General features: G+C 69.7%; 12 protein-coding genes. 9 read left to right on the top strand and 3 right to left on the bottom strand.

Translation table 11 applies throughout. The features are described from left to right. Nucleotides 1–172 precede the first annotated feature (172 nt). Genes sucB through CKW28_RS09060 form a run of 5 tightly spaced genes read left to right on the top strand, consistent with a single transcriptional unit; the run spans nucleotide 173 to nucleotide 5,225 of the window. Nucleotides 173–1,930 carry a 2-oxoglutarate dehydrogenase, E2 component, dihydrolipoamide succinyltransferase gene (gene sucB, locus CKW28_RS09080; protein ID WP_003924688.1) on the top strand — a complete coding sequence of 586 codons (1,758 nt, stop codon included), beginning with the start codon at nucleotides 173–175 and terminating at the stop codon, nucleotides 1,928–1,930. A gap of 3 nt (nucleotides 1,931–1,933) precedes the next feature. Beyond that, nucleotides 1,934–2,839, top strand: coding sequence for a TIGR01777 family oxidoreductase (locus tag CKW28_RS09075; protein ID WP_003924687.1), 906 nt, complete (start codon nucleotides 1,934–1,936; stop codon nucleotides 2,837–2,839). Nucleotides 2,840–2,864: 25 nt separating this feature from the next. Further along, nucleotides 2,865–3,536 carry a lipoyl(octanoyl) transferase LipB gene (lipB, locus tag CKW28_RS09070; protein ID WP_040546384.1) on the top strand — a complete coding sequence of 224 codons (672 nt, stop codon included), beginning with the start codon at nucleotides 2,865–2,867 and terminating at the stop codon, nucleotides 3,534–3,536. Then, nucleotides 3,533–4,465: a lipoyl synthase gene (gene lipA / locus CKW28_RS09065; protein WP_003924683.1), complete on the top strand. Its 933-nt coding sequence runs from the start codon at nucleotides 3,533–3,535 to the stop codon at nucleotides 4,463–4,465. The genes lipB and lipA overlap by 4 nt, the downstream gene beginning before the upstream one ends. Before the next feature lie 4 nt (nucleotides 4,466–4,469). Continuing rightward, nucleotides 4,470–5,225 carry a DUF4191 domain-containing protein gene (locus tag CKW28_RS09060; protein ID WP_003924682.1) on the top strand — a complete coding sequence of 252 codons (756 nt, stop codon included), beginning with the start codon at nucleotides 4,470–4,472 and terminating at the stop codon, nucleotides 5,223–5,225. A gap of 67 nt (nucleotides 5,226–5,292) precedes the next feature. Here CKW28_RS09060 and CKW28_RS09055 read toward each other — a convergent pair whose 3' ends face one another. Continuing rightward, nucleotides 5,293–5,751 carry an RDD family protein gene (locus tag CKW28_RS09055; protein ID WP_003924681.1) on the bottom strand — a complete coding sequence of 153 codons (459 nt, stop codon included), beginning with the start codon at nucleotides 5,749–5,751 and terminating at the stop codon, nucleotides 5,293–5,295. Between the two features lie 143 nt (nucleotides 5,752–5,894). On the opposite strand from CKW28_RS09055, the gene glnA reads away from it, so the two are divergent. The 4 genes from glnA (at nucleotide 5,895) to CKW28_RS09035 (ending at nucleotide 9,654) form a co-directional block, all read left to right on the top strand. Further along, nucleotides 5,895–7,331 (top strand): type I glutamate--ammonia ligase, encoded by a 1,437-nt coding sequence (gene glnA, locus CKW28_RS09050; RefSeq protein WP_003924680.1) that lies wholly within the window; start codon nucleotides 5,895–5,897, stop codon nucleotides 7,329–7,331. Between the two features lie 83 nt (nucleotides 7,332–7,414). Beyond that, nucleotides 7,415–7,861, top strand: coding sequence for a D-aminoacyl-tRNA deacylase (gene dtd, locus CKW28_RS09045; RefSeq protein WP_040546328.1), 447 nt, complete (start codon nucleotides 7,415–7,417; stop codon nucleotides 7,859–7,861). A gap of 115 nt (nucleotides 7,862–7,976) precedes the next feature. After that, the gene (locus tag CKW28_RS09040; protein WP_040546382.1) at nucleotides 7,977–8,411 is read left to right on the top strand and encodes a DoxX family protein; all 435 of its coding nucleotides are present in this window, start codon (nucleotides 7,977–7,979) and stop codon (nucleotides 8,409–8,411) included. Nucleotides 8,412–8,502: 91 nt separating this feature from the next. Further along, nucleotides 8,503–9,654, top strand: coding sequence for an acyl-CoA dehydrogenase family protein (locus CKW28_RS09035; protein ID WP_003924677.1), 1,152 nt, complete (start codon nucleotides 8,503–8,505; stop codon nucleotides 9,652–9,654). On the opposite strand, the gene CKW28_RS09030 is transcribed toward CKW28_RS09035, so the two are convergent. Together CKW28_RS09030 and CKW28_RS09025 are read right to left on the bottom strand one after the other, a co-directional pair. Then, nucleotides 9,651–10,511: a TIGR03619 family F420-dependent LLM class oxidoreductase gene (locus CKW28_RS09030; protein ID WP_003924676.1), complete on the bottom strand. Its 861-nt coding sequence runs from the start codon at nucleotides 10,509–10,511 to the stop codon at nucleotides 9,651–9,653. The two genes, CKW28_RS09035 and CKW28_RS09030, sit on opposite strands and share 4 nt — an antisense overlap. Nucleotides 10,512–10,518: 7 nt before the next feature. Further along, entirely contained in the window at nucleotides 10,519–13,548 is a 3,030-nt protein-coding gene (locus CKW28_RS09025; protein ID WP_003924675.1) for a bifunctional [glutamine synthetase] adenylyltransferase/[glutamine synthetase]-adenylyl-L-tyrosine phosphorylase, read from the bottom strand. Between the last annotated feature and the right edge of the window lie 17 nt (nucleotides 13,549–13,565).

Genomic DNA, 13,565 nt, shown 5'->3' with positions numbered 1-13,565 from the left:
CACTGCAAGGGAGTTTCTCGCCCGCTCACGTCGGCCGCCGCGGGTTCGCTCCAGAACTCGATAGTGCCAGAGTCCGGCCTGACGGTACCGCCACGACGTCCCAGTACGGACGTGAAAGGATGGGTATAGACATTCGATCCGTGCCGACTGACCGTTCGAGGGAGTCAACTCTATGGCCATCTCTGTCCAGATGCCCGCACTCGGTGAGAGCGTCACCGAGGGGACTGTCACCCGTTGGCTCAAACAGGAGGGTGACACGGTCGAGCAGGATGAACCATTGCTCGAGGTCTCGACCGACAAGGTCGACACGGAGATCCCGGCGCCCGCATCGGGTGTGTTGAAGAAGATCATCGCCCAGGAGGACGACACCGTCGAGGTCGGCGGTGAGCTCGCGGTGATCGCCGACGCGGACGAGGACGTGGCCGGTGGCGACGGCCAGGCCCCTGCCCCCGCCCAGGCCCCCGCCGAGGACGCCTCGGCCCCGGCCGACGAGGCCCCTGCCGAGGAGGCCCCGGCTCCGCAGGCCCCGGCTGACGAGGCGCCGGCGGCGAAGCCGGCCGCCGGTGGTGGCGGGAAGACCACCCCGGTGCTGATGCCCGAACTGGGCGAGTCGGTCACCGAGGGCACGGTGACGCGGTGGTTGAAGAAGGTCGGCGACACGGTCGAGGTCGATGAGCCGTTGCTGGAGGTGTCGACCGACAAGGTGGACACCGAGATCCCGTCGCCGGTGGCCGGCACCCTGGTGTCGATCACCGCCGAGGAGGACGCCACCGTCGAGGTGGGCGGCGAGCTGGCGGTGATCGGCGAGGCCGGGGCTCAAGCCGGGGCGCAGCCCGAGCCCGAACCCGAACCCCGACCCGAGCCCGAGCCGGCGCCGCAACCGGAGCCGGAGCCGGAGCAGAAGGCCGCACCGCAACCGCAGCCCGAATCCCGGCCCGAGCCCCAGCCGCAGCCGGCCCGACAGGCCCCGCAGCGGGAGTCGGGCCCGTATGTCACCCCGCTGGTGCGCAAGCTCGCCGCCGAGCACGGCGTGGACCTGTCGACGGTGAAGGGCACCGGCGTCGGGGGCCGGATCCGCAAGCAGGACGTGCTGGCCGCCGCCGAGGCCGCCAAGAAGGCCGCCGAGGCTCCCGCCGCCGAGCCCGCCGAGACCGCAAAGCCTGCTGCGGCCGCCGCATCGGCGGCGCCGGAGTCGCCGTTGGCGCATCTGCGCGGCACCACCAAGAAGGCCAGCCGGATCCGGCAGATCACCGCCCAGCGCACGCGTGAGTCGCTGCAGACCACCGCCCAGTTGACGCAGGTCCACGAGGTCGACATGACAAAGATCGTGGCGTTGCGGGCGCGGGCCAAGGCCGAGTTCCGCGAGCGGGAGGGCGTGAACCTGACCTACCTGCCGTTCATCGCCCGCGCCGTGATCGACGCGTTGAAGGCGCACCCGAACGTCAACGCCAGCTACAACGAGGAGACCAAGGAGATCACCTACTACGACGCCGAGCACCTCGGCATCGCGGTGGACACCGAGAAGGGGCTGCTCTCACCGGTGATCCACAACGCGGGTGATCTGTCGCTGGGCGGGCTGGCCCGCGCGATCGCCGACATCGCCGCCCGCGCCCGGTCCGGTGACCTCAAGCCCGACGAGTTGTCCGGCGGCACGTTCACCATCACCAACATCGGCAGCCAGGGTGCGCTGTTCGACACCCCGATCCTGGTTCCGCCGCAGGCGGCGATGCTGGGCACCGGCGCGATCGTCAAGCGGCCGCGGGTGATCGAAGACGAGTTCGGCAACGAGTCGATCGGCATCCGGTCGGTGTGCTACCTGCCGTTGACCTACGACCACCGGTTGATCGACGGCGCCGACGCCGGACGGTTCCTCACCACCATCAAGAAGCGGCTGGAAGAGGGCGCATTCGAGGCTGAACTGGGGCTGTAGACCATGGCCGTGATCGCGATCGCCGGGTCCTCCGGGCTGATCGGATCGGCACTGGTGTACGCCCTGCGGGCCGCCGACCACCGGGTGCTGCGGATCGTGCGGCGGGCCCCGGCGAACCCGGACGAGCTGTTCTGGAACCCCGACTCCGGTGAGTTCGACGCGGACCGGCTGCGCGGCGTCGACGCGGTGGTCAACCTGTGCGGGGTGAACATCGGGGCCAGACGCTGGTCCGGCTCGTTCAAACAGCAGCTGCGCGACAGCCGCATCACCCCCACCGAGGTGCTGACCGCCGCCGTGGTCGAGGCCGGTGTCCCGGTCCTGGTCAACGCCAGCGCGGTGGGCGTGTACGGGGACACCCGGGACCGCGCGGTGGACGAGTCGGCGCCGCCCGGTCAGGGGTTCCTGGCCCGGCTGTGCCAGGACTGGGAGGCCGCGACGACGCCGGCCCGGCAGGCCGGGGTGCGGGTGGTGTTGGCCCGCACCGGGCTGGTGGTGTCGCCGTCCGGCGGGTTGCTGAGCCGGTTGCGCCCGCTGTTCGCGGCCGGGCTGGGGGCCCGGCTGGGCAGCGGATGCCAGTACATGTCCTGGATCAGCCTGGAGGACGAGGTTCGGGCGCTGCAGCGGCTCCTGACCGACGACGCGCTGTCCGGGCCGGTCAATCTGACCGGCCCGGCGCCGGTCACCAACGCCGAGTTCACCGCCGCGCTGGGCCGGGCGCTCAACCGCCCCGCCCCGTGGGTGTTGCCCGGCGTCGCGGTGCGGGCGCTGCTCGGCGAGTTCGCCGAGGAGGGGGTGCTGGCCGGCCAGCGGGTGGTTCCGGCAGCGCTGGAGGCGGCCGGATTCGGGTTCCGGCACAACACCATCGGGGCCGCGCTGGCGTATGCGACGGCCGGTCCGGACGCCCGCTGACCTGGCCGGTAGTACCGTCGGCACCATGGGTTCCATCCGTTCGGCGGGTACGGCGATCGAGGTGCGCCGGCTGGGCCGGGTCGGCTACCACGACGCCTGGCAGCTGCAGCGTGAGTTGCGTGACGCCCGGGTGGCCGGTGGCCCGGACACGTTGCTGCTGCTGGAGCACCCGCCGGTCTACACCGCGGGCCGCCGCACCGAACCGCATGAGCGGCCGCAGGACGGCACCCCGGTGGTCGACACCGACCGGGGCGGCAAGATCACCTGGCACGGCCCGGGCCAGCTGGTCGGCTATCCGATCGTCGGCCTGGCCGAACCGATGGACGTGGTCGATTTCGTCCGGCGGCTGGAGGAGGCGCTGATCGCGGTGTGCGCCGCGGTGGGTCTGCCCACCGTGCGGGTGGCGGGCCGCTCCGGGGTCTGGGTCGCACCTTCGGGTGCGCGGCCGGCCCGCAAGGTCGCGGCGATCGGGATCCGGGTGAGCCGCGGGGTGACCATGCACGGGTTCGCGCTGAACTGCGACTGCGACCTCGGCGCGTTCTCCTCGATCGTGCCGTGCGGGATCACCGACGCCGGGGTGACGTCGCTGACGGCGGAGCTGGGCCGGCGGGTGACGGTCGCCGAGGTGACCGACCGGGTGGCCGTCACCGTGGCCGATGCGCTCGACGGACGCCTGAAGGTAGCGTTGGAGACGTGACAGTCACGCCGGAGGGCCGCAAACTGCTGCGGCTGGAGGTGCGCAACGCGCAGACCCCGATCGAACGCAAACCGCCGTGGATCAAGACCCGCGCGACGATGGGTCCGGAGTACCGCGACCTCAAGGCGCTGGTCCGGCGCGAGGGTCTGCACACGGTGTGCGAGGAGGCGGGCTGCCCCAACATCTTCGAATGCTGGGAGGACCGCGAGGCGACCTTCCTGATCGGCGGCGAGCAGTGCACCCGCCGGTGTGACTTCTGCCAGATCGACACCGGCAAACCGGCCGAGCTCGACACCGACGAGCCGCGCCGGGTCGCCGAGAGCGTGCACGCGATGGGGCTGCGCTATTCGACGGTCACCGGGGTGGCCCGCGACGATCTCCCCGACGGCGGCGCCTGGTTGTACGCCGAGACCGTCCGCGCGATCAAGGCGCTCAACCCGAACACCGGGGTGGAGTTGTTGATCCCGGACTTCAACGGCGATCCGGAGCTGCTCGAGCAGGTGTTCGAAACCCGCCCGGAAGTGTTGGCGCACAACGTCGAAACGGTGCCGCGCATCTTCAAGCGGATCCGCCCGGCGTTCCGCTACGACCGCAGCCTGGCGGTGCTCACCGCCGCCCGCGACTACGGACTGGTGACCAAGTCGAACCTGATCCTCGGCCTGGGCGAGACGCCCGACGAGGTCCGCACCGCGCTGCGGGACCTGCACGAGGCGGGCTGTGACATCGTCACCATCACGCAGTATCTGCGACCGTCGCCCCGGCACCATCCGGTGGAACGGTGGGTGCATCCCGACGAGTTCGTCGAATACGAGCAGTTCGCCCGGGAACTCGGTTTCGCCGGTGTGCTGGCCGGCCCGCTGGTGCGGTCCAGCTACCGGGCCGGGCGACTGTACGCCCAGGTGGCGCAGTCTCGGCCCCCCGTATCCTGAGGTAATGGTGAAGTCCCGCAATTCCGCAGCTGCCAAGGCCGCGAAGGCCGAGGCGAAAGCCGCCCGTAAAGCCGCGGCCAGACAGCGCCGCAGTCAGTTGTGGCAGGCGTTCAAGATCCAACGCCAGGAGGACAAGCGCCTGCTCCCCTACATGATCAGCGCGTTCGTGCTGATCGTCGCCGCATCGGTGGTGCTGGGTGTGCTGGCCGGTGGGTTCACCATGTACATGCTGATCCCGCTGGGCGTGGTGCTGGGTGCGTTGGTGGCGTTCATCATCTTCGGCCGCCGGGCGCAGAGGACCGTCTACCAGAAGGCCGAGGGGCAGACCGGCGCGGCGGCATGGGCGTTGGAGAACATGCGCGGCAAGTGGCGGGTCACCCCGGGCGTCGCGGCCACCGGTCACTTCGATGCGGTGCACCGGGTGATCGGCCGCCCCGGTGTGATCCTGGTCGGCGAGGGCTCCCCCACCCGGTTAAAACCACTTCTGGCCCAGGAGAAGAAGCGCACCGCCCGGCTGGTGGGTGATGTGCCGATCTACGACATCGTGGTGGGCAACGACGAGGGTCAGGTGCCGCTGGCCAAGCTGGAGCGCCACCTGACCAGGCTGCCGTCCAACATCTCGGTGAAGCAGATGGACGCGCTGGAATCGCGGTTGGCGGCGTTGAGCGCCAAGGCCGGCCCGGCCGCGGCGATGCCGAAGGGCCCGCTGCCGTCGCAGGCGAAACTGCGCGGTATGCAGCGAACCGTGCGGCGCCGCTGAGCGCTCGCGCGAAGCGCATCCCACCCCGCTGAGCGCTCGCGCGAAGCGCATCCCACCCCGCTGAGCGCTAGCGACGCACCACCGCGGTTCCGGACAACAGATCGTGCATGCCGCGGAAATCGCGGTTGGTGAACAGCGCCGGGATCACCGGGACGATCAGCAGGTTGCGCACCAACGCACGCCAGATGCTCACAAACAGTCGGCCGTCGATCGAGATCACCGCCAGGCCCAGCACGTACTGCCCCGGGGTGAAGCCGAACGCGCGCACCGCGACCACGCCGAGCACCAACCAGATCACCAGCACCGCGGTGGACAGCCCGGTCATCGACACCCACCCGAACGCCATCGCCAGCGCGGCCAGGCCGTAGGCGATCAGCCAGTCGATGAGCAGCGCCCCGAGCCGGCGGCCGAACCGGGCGATCGAGCCCGGGCCGTGTTCGGGGAACCCCAGACGCTCGCCGGGATATCCGTCGTCAGCGGAAGCAGATGAGGGACCGGACAGCCACGATCCCGTTGCGCGGGCCATGCTGCCAGAATAGGCGGACCCGGGAATCCCCAGCGAACGGCGCGTCGCATTGCGTAACTTCAGCGCAACATCCGGTTGACGGCCGTGCAACATCACATCCTTAGCGTCAACCCGCGGGTTACCAGTAAAGGAGACGTTCCACAGTGGCAGAAAAGACCGCGGACGACATTCTCAAGCTGATCAAGGACGAAAATGTCGAGTACGTCGACATCCGGTTCTGCGATCTGCCGGGCGTCGTCCAGCACTTCACCGTTCCGGCCTCCGCGTTCACCGCTGACGTGTTCGAGGACGGACTGGCGTTCGACGGCTCATCGGTGCGGGGATTCCAGTCGATCCACGAGTCCGACATGATGCTGCTTCCGGACCCCAACACCGCGGGTATCGACCCGTTCCGGGCCGCGAAGACGCTCAACATGAACTTCTTCGTGCACGACCCGTTCACCCGGGAGGCCTATTCCCGCGACCCGCGGAACGTCGCCCGTAAGGCGGAGAACTACCTGATCAGCACAGGGATCGCCGACACCGCCTACTTCGGCGCCGAGGCGGAGTTCTACATCTTCGACTCGGTGTCGTTCGACTCCCGGATGAACGGCACGTTCTACGAGGTGGACTCGGAGGCCGGCTGGTGGAACAGCGGTGAGCCCGCCGAGGCGGACGGCCGCCCGAACCGCGGCTACAAGGTCCGCCCGAAGGGCGGCTACTTCCCGGTCGCGCCGTATGACCACTACGTGGATCTGCGGGACCAGATGTGCACCAACCTGATCAACGCCGGCTTCGAGCTCGAGCGGGGCCACCACGAGGTGGGCACCGGCGGTCAGGCCGAGATCAACTACAAGTTCAACACCATGCTGCACGCGGCGGACGACGTGTTGTTGTTCAAGTACATCGTCAAGAACACCGCCTGGCAGGCCGGCAAGACCGTCACCTTCATGCCCAAGCCGCTATTCGGTGACAACGGCTCAGGTATGCACGTGCACCAGTCGTTGTGGAAGGACGGCAAACCGCTGTTCCACGACGAGTCCGGCTATGCGGGGCTGTCGGACATCGCACGCCACTACATCGGCGGCATCCTGCACCACGCGCCGTCGCTGCTGGCGTTCACCAACCCGACGGTGAACTCCTACAAGCGGCTGGTGCCCGGGTACGAGGCGCCGATCAACCTCGTGTACAGCCAGCGCAACCGCAGCGCCTGTGTGCGCATCCCGATCACCGGCAACAATCCCAAGGCCAAGCGCCTGGAGTTCCGCTGCCCGGACTCGTCGGGCAACCCCTACCTGGCGTTCGCGGCGATGCTGATGGCCGGGATCGACGGCATCAAGAAGAAGATGGAGCCGGCGGCCCCGATCGACAAGGACCTCTACGAACTGCCGCCGGACGAGGCCGCCAACATCCCGCAGGCCCCGACGTCGCTGTCGGCGGTGATCGACAACCTCGAGGCCGATCACGACTACCTCACCGAGGGCGGGGTGTTCACCGAGGATCTGATCGAGACCTGGATCGCCTACAAGCGGGAGAACGAGATCCTGCCGGTGCAGATCCGCCCGCATCCCTACGAGGTGGCCCTGTACTTCGACTGCTGAGCATGTCGACTGCGCCGTCGTAGACCCCGCTACCGACGACCCCCGATACCGACCGCGGACACCCGACTGCCCAGAATGAGCCCGTGCGAGTTCTGGTGCAGCGGGTGTCCTCGGCGAGTGTGACGGTGGACGGTGAGGTGGTCGGCGCGATCGATCCCGACGGTCAGGGGCCGGCCGGTCAGGGGTTGCTGGCGCTGGTCGGGGTCACCCACGACGACGATGCGGCCACCGCCGAACGGCTGGCCGAGAAACTGTGGCGGCTGCGCATTCTCGACGACGAGAAGTCGGCCTCCGACGTCGGCGCCCCGATCCTGGTGGTCAGCCAGTTCACCCTGTACGCCAACACCGTGAAGGGCCGGCGCCCGTCGTGGAACGCGGCCGCCCCGAGATCGGTCGCCGAACCGCTGGTCGCCGCGTTCGCCGACGCGCTGCGCTCGCTCGGCGCCCACGTGGAGACCGGGGTGTTCGGTGCGCACATGGCGGTCGCGCTGGTCAACGACGGCCCGGTCACCCTGATGCTGGAATCGTGATCGGACCGGGCTGATCGGACCGGGGTTGATCGGACCGGATCGATCGGACCGGATCGATCGAACCGGGGCGGCGATTCGCCGCGCGGCCCGGCCGATCTGGCTTTATCGTCTGCTCATGACGACCACAGTCGACGCCCGGTTGGCGCGCTTGTCCACTCCCGCGCTGGCCCTGTTCCGGATCATCATCGGGCTGCTGTTCGCCCTGCACGGGGCGATGAAGCTGTTCGGCTGGCCGCACGGGGAATCCGTGCCGGTCGGCACCTGGCCGGTCTGGTGGGCCGGATTGATCGAACTGATCGTCGGCCTGCTCGTGACGGTCGGGCTGTTCACCCGGATCTCGGCCATCATCGGCTCCGGGCAGATGGCCGTCGCCTATTTCTGGATGCACTGGCCACCGCTGGAGGGCGAACCCACCAGTTTCTGGCCGGTGGTCAACGGTGGCGAGCCCGCACTGCTGTACTGCTTCGGGTTCCTGCTGTTGGCGGCGACCGGGCCGGGCGCGTGGGCACTGGACGCGATGATGCGACGGCGCGCCCCCGCCACGGCCTGACCAGACCGGGCCTGATCAGGCCGGCCGGCGACGTTCCGGTGGGCGGATCCCGACTTCCACGCCCACCGGGCCGCGGGCGATACTGAGCGCCATGATCACCAAGCGGATGTCCCCGTGGTTCGATGACGAGGTCAGAGCGCTCTACGACCTCGCCCGCGAGTTCTTCGAGCGCGAGGTGGTGGCCCACGTCGACACCTGGGACGCCCAGCGCCACATCGACCGGCAGGTGTGGCTCGAGGCCGGCAAGCTGGGCCTGCTGCTGTGCTCGGTTCCCGAGGAGTACGGCGGCGGGGGCGGCACCTTCGCGCACGACGTGGCGGTGTTCGACGCCCAGGGCTACTCCGGTGACCTGTCGCTGGGCATCGCGGTGCACAGCGGCATCGTGCCGCACTACATCGTCAAGTACGGCTCGGAAGAGCAGAAGCGGCAATGGCTTCCGCCGATGGCGACCGGCGAGGTGCTGAGCGCCATCGGGATGACCGAACCCGGCGCCGGGTCGGACCTCAAGGCGATCCGCACCACCGCGGTCCGCGACGGCGACGAGTACATCGTCAACGGCTCGAAGACGTTCATCACCAACGGCGGGTCGGCCGACATGATCCTGCTGGCGGTCAAGACCGATCCGAAGGCCGGTGCCCGCGGGATCTCGCTGCTGATCGTGGATCTGCGCGACTGCGACGGATATCAGGTCACCCGGGTACTGGACAAGGTCGGCCAGCACGGCGCCGACACCGCCGAACTGTCCTTCACCGATGTGCGGGTGCCGGTCGCCAACCTGCTCGGCGCCGAGGAGGGCAAGGGTTTCGGCCAGATGATCGATCAGCTCGCCCAGGAACGGCTGGCGGTCGCCGCCCAGGCGATGGGCGGCATGGAGCGCGCGGTGGACGACACGGTGGCTTACACCAAGTCCCGGGAGGCGTTCGGCCAGAGCATTTTCGACTTCCAGAACACCGCCTTCGAACTCGCCGAATGCGCCACCATCGCGCGCACCTGCCGGGCCTTCTTCGATCAGTGTGTGGAGGCGCATCTACGCGGCGAACTCGACGGCACCGACGCCGCGATGGCCAAATACTGGCTGACCGACCGGCAGTGCGAGGTGGTCGACCGGTGCGTGCAGTTGCACGGCGGCTACGGCTACATGCGGGAGTATCTGATCGCGCGGATGTACGAGGACGCCCGGGTGCAGCGGATCTATGCCGGGGCCAACGAGGTGATGAAACAGATCATCGCCCGGTCGCTCTAGCCGTCGAGCGCGAGGTCCTTGCGGTAACGCTTCATCCCGTCGATCTTCTCGGCCAGGGTCGCCTGCGGGCCGGTGTAGAACATCCACGGCTGGGTGAGGATGTGGGTGATCCCGGCGGCGGCCGCCCGGTCGTAGTCGGCCCGGACCAGAGCGTCGGTCAACGGTGTCAGGATGGTGAAATCGTCGGCGGGCAGACCGTTTTCACGTCGCAGCTGATGTAGCCGGCGGGCGATCCCGATGGCCCGGTCGGTGCTGATCAGATCGCCGATCCAGCCGTCGTGGCGGGCCGCGCGGCGCAGCGCGTTCTCCGACAGCCCACCGACATAGATCGGGATGTGCGGCGGTGTCGGCTCCATCTCCAGCCGCGGGGTGGTGTAGAACTCGCCGTGGAACTCTGTCCAGCCGGGCTGCCAGAGTGCGCGGAACAGCCGCAGCATCTCGTCGGTGCGTCTGCCGCGCCGGTCGAACCGCTGCCCCATCAACGCGAACTCCTCGGCGCACCACCCCACCCCGACGCCGAGTTCGACCCGCCCCCCGGCCAGGAATGCCGCGGTGCCAATGGCTTTAGCCGCCGAGTAGGGATCCCGCATGGCGGGGATGTACACCGTGGTGACGAACCGCAGTCTGCTGGTGGCCTGCGCCAGCGCCCCGATGAGCACCCACGGGTCGGGCCAGTCGGTGAAGGGTTCCCAGCGCCGCCGCCCGTCGCGGGTGTACGGGTACGGGGTGTCCAGTGACTCCAGGTTCACCACATGGTCGGGGATCGCGATCCCGTCGTAGCCGAGATCCTCGGCGGCCTTGGCGATCTCGACGATCTCACCGGTTCTCAGGAAGGCCGGGCTGATGTAGAACTTCACCTGATCCTCATCCGAACACCTTGCGTACCACGGCTTTCGCCCGTCTCGTGACGCGCAGATAGTGGTTCAGGAACTCGCCGCCGTCGTCGCTGCCCGAGGTCGGCGACGCCGCGGCGTCGGCGGTCCAGCCGGCCGCGACCGCCACCGCGTTGAGCAGCTTGCCGGGGCCGGGCAGCTGATCGGTCGGCTTGCCGCGCACCAGCACCAGCGCGTTGCGGGCCCGGGTCGCCAGCAACCAGGCCTCCCGCAACAGTTCGACATCGCTCTGCGGCAACAGTTCCGCCGCACCGATGGCGTCCAGCGTCTGCAGGGTCGAGGTGTTGTGCAGCGCGGGCACCTCGTGGGCGTGTTTGAGCTGCAGCAGCTGCACCGTCCACTCGATGTCGGCGAGTCCGCCGCGGCCGAGTTTGGTGTGGGTGTTGGGGTCGGCGCCGCGCGGCAGCCGCTCGGCGTCCACCCGGGCCTTGATCCGTTTGATCTCGCGCACCGCCTCCGGCGCGACGCCACCCGGCGGATAGCGGACATCGTCGATCATGCGCAGAAACCGTTGTCCCAGATCGGGATCACCGGCCACCGCGTGGGCGCGCAGCAGTGCCTGCACCTCCCACGGCTGGGCCCACTGCTTGTAGTAGGCCGCATATGACGCCAGGGTGCGCACCAGCGGACCGTTGCGTCCCTCCGGTCGCAGTGTGGTGTCGAGTTCCAGCGGCGGGTCGACACTGGGGGTGCCCAGCAGCGCGGTGACCTGCTCGGCGATCCCGGTGGCCCAGCGCACCACACCGGACTCGTCGCCGTTCGGGCCGGTGTCCGCGCCCTCCACGGGTTCGCAGACGAACATGACATCGGCGTCCGAGCCGTAACCCAACTCTCCGCCGCCGAGCCGGCCCATGCCGATCACCGCGATCCGGGCGGGAGCCTGCCCGTCGCGGCTGTTGGCGCGGATCACCGCGTCCAGCGCGGCCTGCAGCACCGCCACCCACACCGAGGTCAGCGCCCGGCACACCTCGACCACGTCGAGCATGCCCAGCAGATCGGCCGAGGCGACGCGGGCCAGTTCGCGGCGCCGCAGGGTGCGGGCCGCGGCGATCGCGCGGACCGGGTCGGGATACCGTGCGGCCGAGGCGATCAGCGCGCGGGCCACCGATTCGGGATCGGTCTCCAGCAGCTTGGGCCCGTCCGGCCCGTCGGCGTAGGACTGGATGACATCGGGCGCCCGCATCAGCAGGTCGGGCACGTAGGCCGAGGTGCCCAGCACCCGCATCAGCCGTTTGGCGACCGCGCCCTCGTCCCGCAGTGTCGCCAGATACCAGCGCTGATCGGCCAACGCCTCGCTGATCCGCCGGTAGGCCAGCAGCCCACCGTCGGGGTCGGGTGTGTCGGCCAACCACTCCAGCAGGGTCGGCAGCAGCACCCGCTGCACCCGGCCGCGGCGCCCGCTCTGCCCGGTCAGCGCCGCCAGATGGGTCAACGCGTTCTGCGGGCCGTCGTAGCCGAGTGCGGCCAGCAGCCGCTCGGCGGATTCGGTCGGCATGCTGGCGGTGATGCCCTGTACGGGCTGCCCTACCGATTCCAGCAGCGGTTGGTAGAACAGCTTGGCGTGCAGCCGCGACACCCGCCGGCTCTGGCGTTTGAGTTCCTCGCGCAGCACGCCCAGGGCGTCGTGCCGGCCGTCCGGCCGGATGTGGGCGGCGCGGGCCAGCCAGCGCAGCGCCTCGTCGTCGTCGGGTTCGGGCAGCAGGTGGGTGCGTTTGAGCCGTTGCAGCTGCAGCCGGTGTTCGAGCAGCCGCAGAAACTCGTAGGACGCCCGCATGTTGGCGGCGTCGTCGCGGCCGATGTAGCCGCCCGCGCCGAGCGCGGTGAGCGCGTCGACGGTCGATGCCACCCGCAGCGATTCGTCGGTGCGGCCGTGCACCAATTGCAGGAGCTGGACGGCGAATTCGACGTCACGCAGCCCGCCGGTGCCGAGCTTGAGTTCACGTTCCCGGCGGTCGGCGGGTACCAGCGACTCGACGCGGCGGCGCATCGCCTGCACCTCGGCGACGAAGTCCTCCCGCTCGCTGGCGGTCCACACCATCGGCATCACCGCGTCGATGTAGCGCTGCCCCAGCTCCGGGTCGCCGGCCGCCGGCCGGGCCTTCATCAGCGCCTGGAACTCCCAGGTCTTGGCCCACCGACGGTAGTAGGCGACGTGTGAGTCCAGCGTCCGGACCAGCTGCCCGCGTTTGCCTTCCGGCCGCAGCGCCGCGTCGACCTCGAAGAACGCGTCGGCGGCGAATCGCATGAGCTGCCCGGCGATCCGGGTGGCGACCGTGAGCTGGTCGGGTTCGGCGTCGTCGGCGACGAAGATCACGTCCACGTCGCTGACGTAGTTGAGTTCGCGGGCCCCGCACTTGCCCATCGCGATGACGGCCAGCCGCGGCGGCGGTTCGTCCCCGCACACCGCCCGGGTGGCGACGGTCAGCGCGGCCGCCAGGGCCGCATCGGCCATGTCGGACAGCTGGGCGCCGACCTCGGTGACCGGCATCCACGGTTCGTCCTCGACCACCGACGCCAGATCCAGCGCCGCCAGCAGCAGAATCTGGTCCCGGTACAGCCGCCGCAGCCGGGGCACCAGCGCGCTGGTGGCGCGGGGGTCGTCGGTGTCGCGGGCGGCGTCGACGAACGTGGTGCGCAGCTCGTCGAAGGTGGGCAGCCGCACATCGCCGGCCAGCATCTGCCAGGCGTCGGGGTGGGCCACCATGTGGTCCCCCAGCGCCGCCGACGAGCCGAGCACGGAGAACAGCCGGCCGCGCAGGCTGCGGTCGCGCAGCAGCGTCTGATGCAGCCGGGGCCAGTCGTCGCCGACCGCTTCGGCGAGCCGCACCATGGTGTGCAGTGCGAGGTCGGCGTCCGGCGCCCGGGACAACGACCAGAGCAGGTCGACGTGGTCGTCGGTGTTCCAACCGAGGGCGTCGAGGTGATCGCGGGCGTCCCGCCGGACCAGGCCGAGTCGGCCGGGGCCCGGCAGGGTCGGTCGGTCGGTCACGGGTCCGGTCACGACTCGACGCTATCGCA

It is taken from the genome of Mycolicibacterium thermoresistibile (assembly GCF_900187065.1).
Classification (GTDB): Bacteria; Actinomycetota; Actinomycetes; order Mycobacteriales; family Mycobacteriaceae; genus Mycobacterium; species Mycobacterium thermoresistibile.
The sequence above is the reverse complement of the archived record's forward strand: the minus strand, read 5'-3'. Positions and strand labels throughout refer to the sequence as shown.

Excerpts from the sequence above, each read along its gene's own strand:
- sucB (WP_003924688.1), top strand. The coding sequence starts at position 173 with ATGGCCATCTCTGTCCAGATGCCCGCACTCGGTGAGAGCGTCACCGAG.
- CKW28_RS09075 (WP_003924687.1), top strand. The coding sequence starts at position 1,934 with ATGGCCGTGATCGCGATCGCCGGGTCCTCCGGGCTGATCGGATCGGCA.
- lipB (WP_040546384.1), top strand. The coding sequence starts at position 2,865 with ATGGGTTCCATCCGTTCGGCGGGTACGGCGATCGAGGTGCGCCGGCTG.
- CKW28_RS09060 (WP_003924682.1), top strand. The coding sequence starts at position 4,470 with ATGGTGAAGTCCCGCAATTCCGCAGCTGCCAAGGCCGCGAAGGCCGAG.
- CKW28_RS09055 (WP_003924681.1), bottom strand. The coding sequence starts at position 5,751 with ATGGCCCGCGCAACGGGATCGTGGCTGTCCGGTCCCTCATCTGCTTCC.
- CKW28_RS09040 (WP_040546382.1), top strand. The coding sequence starts at position 7,977 with ATGACGACCACAGTCGACGCCCGGTTGGCGCGCTTGTCCACTCCCGCG.
- CKW28_RS09035 (WP_003924677.1), top strand. The coding sequence starts at position 8,503 with ATGATCACCAAGCGGATGTCCCCGTGGTTCGATGACGAGGTCAGAGCG.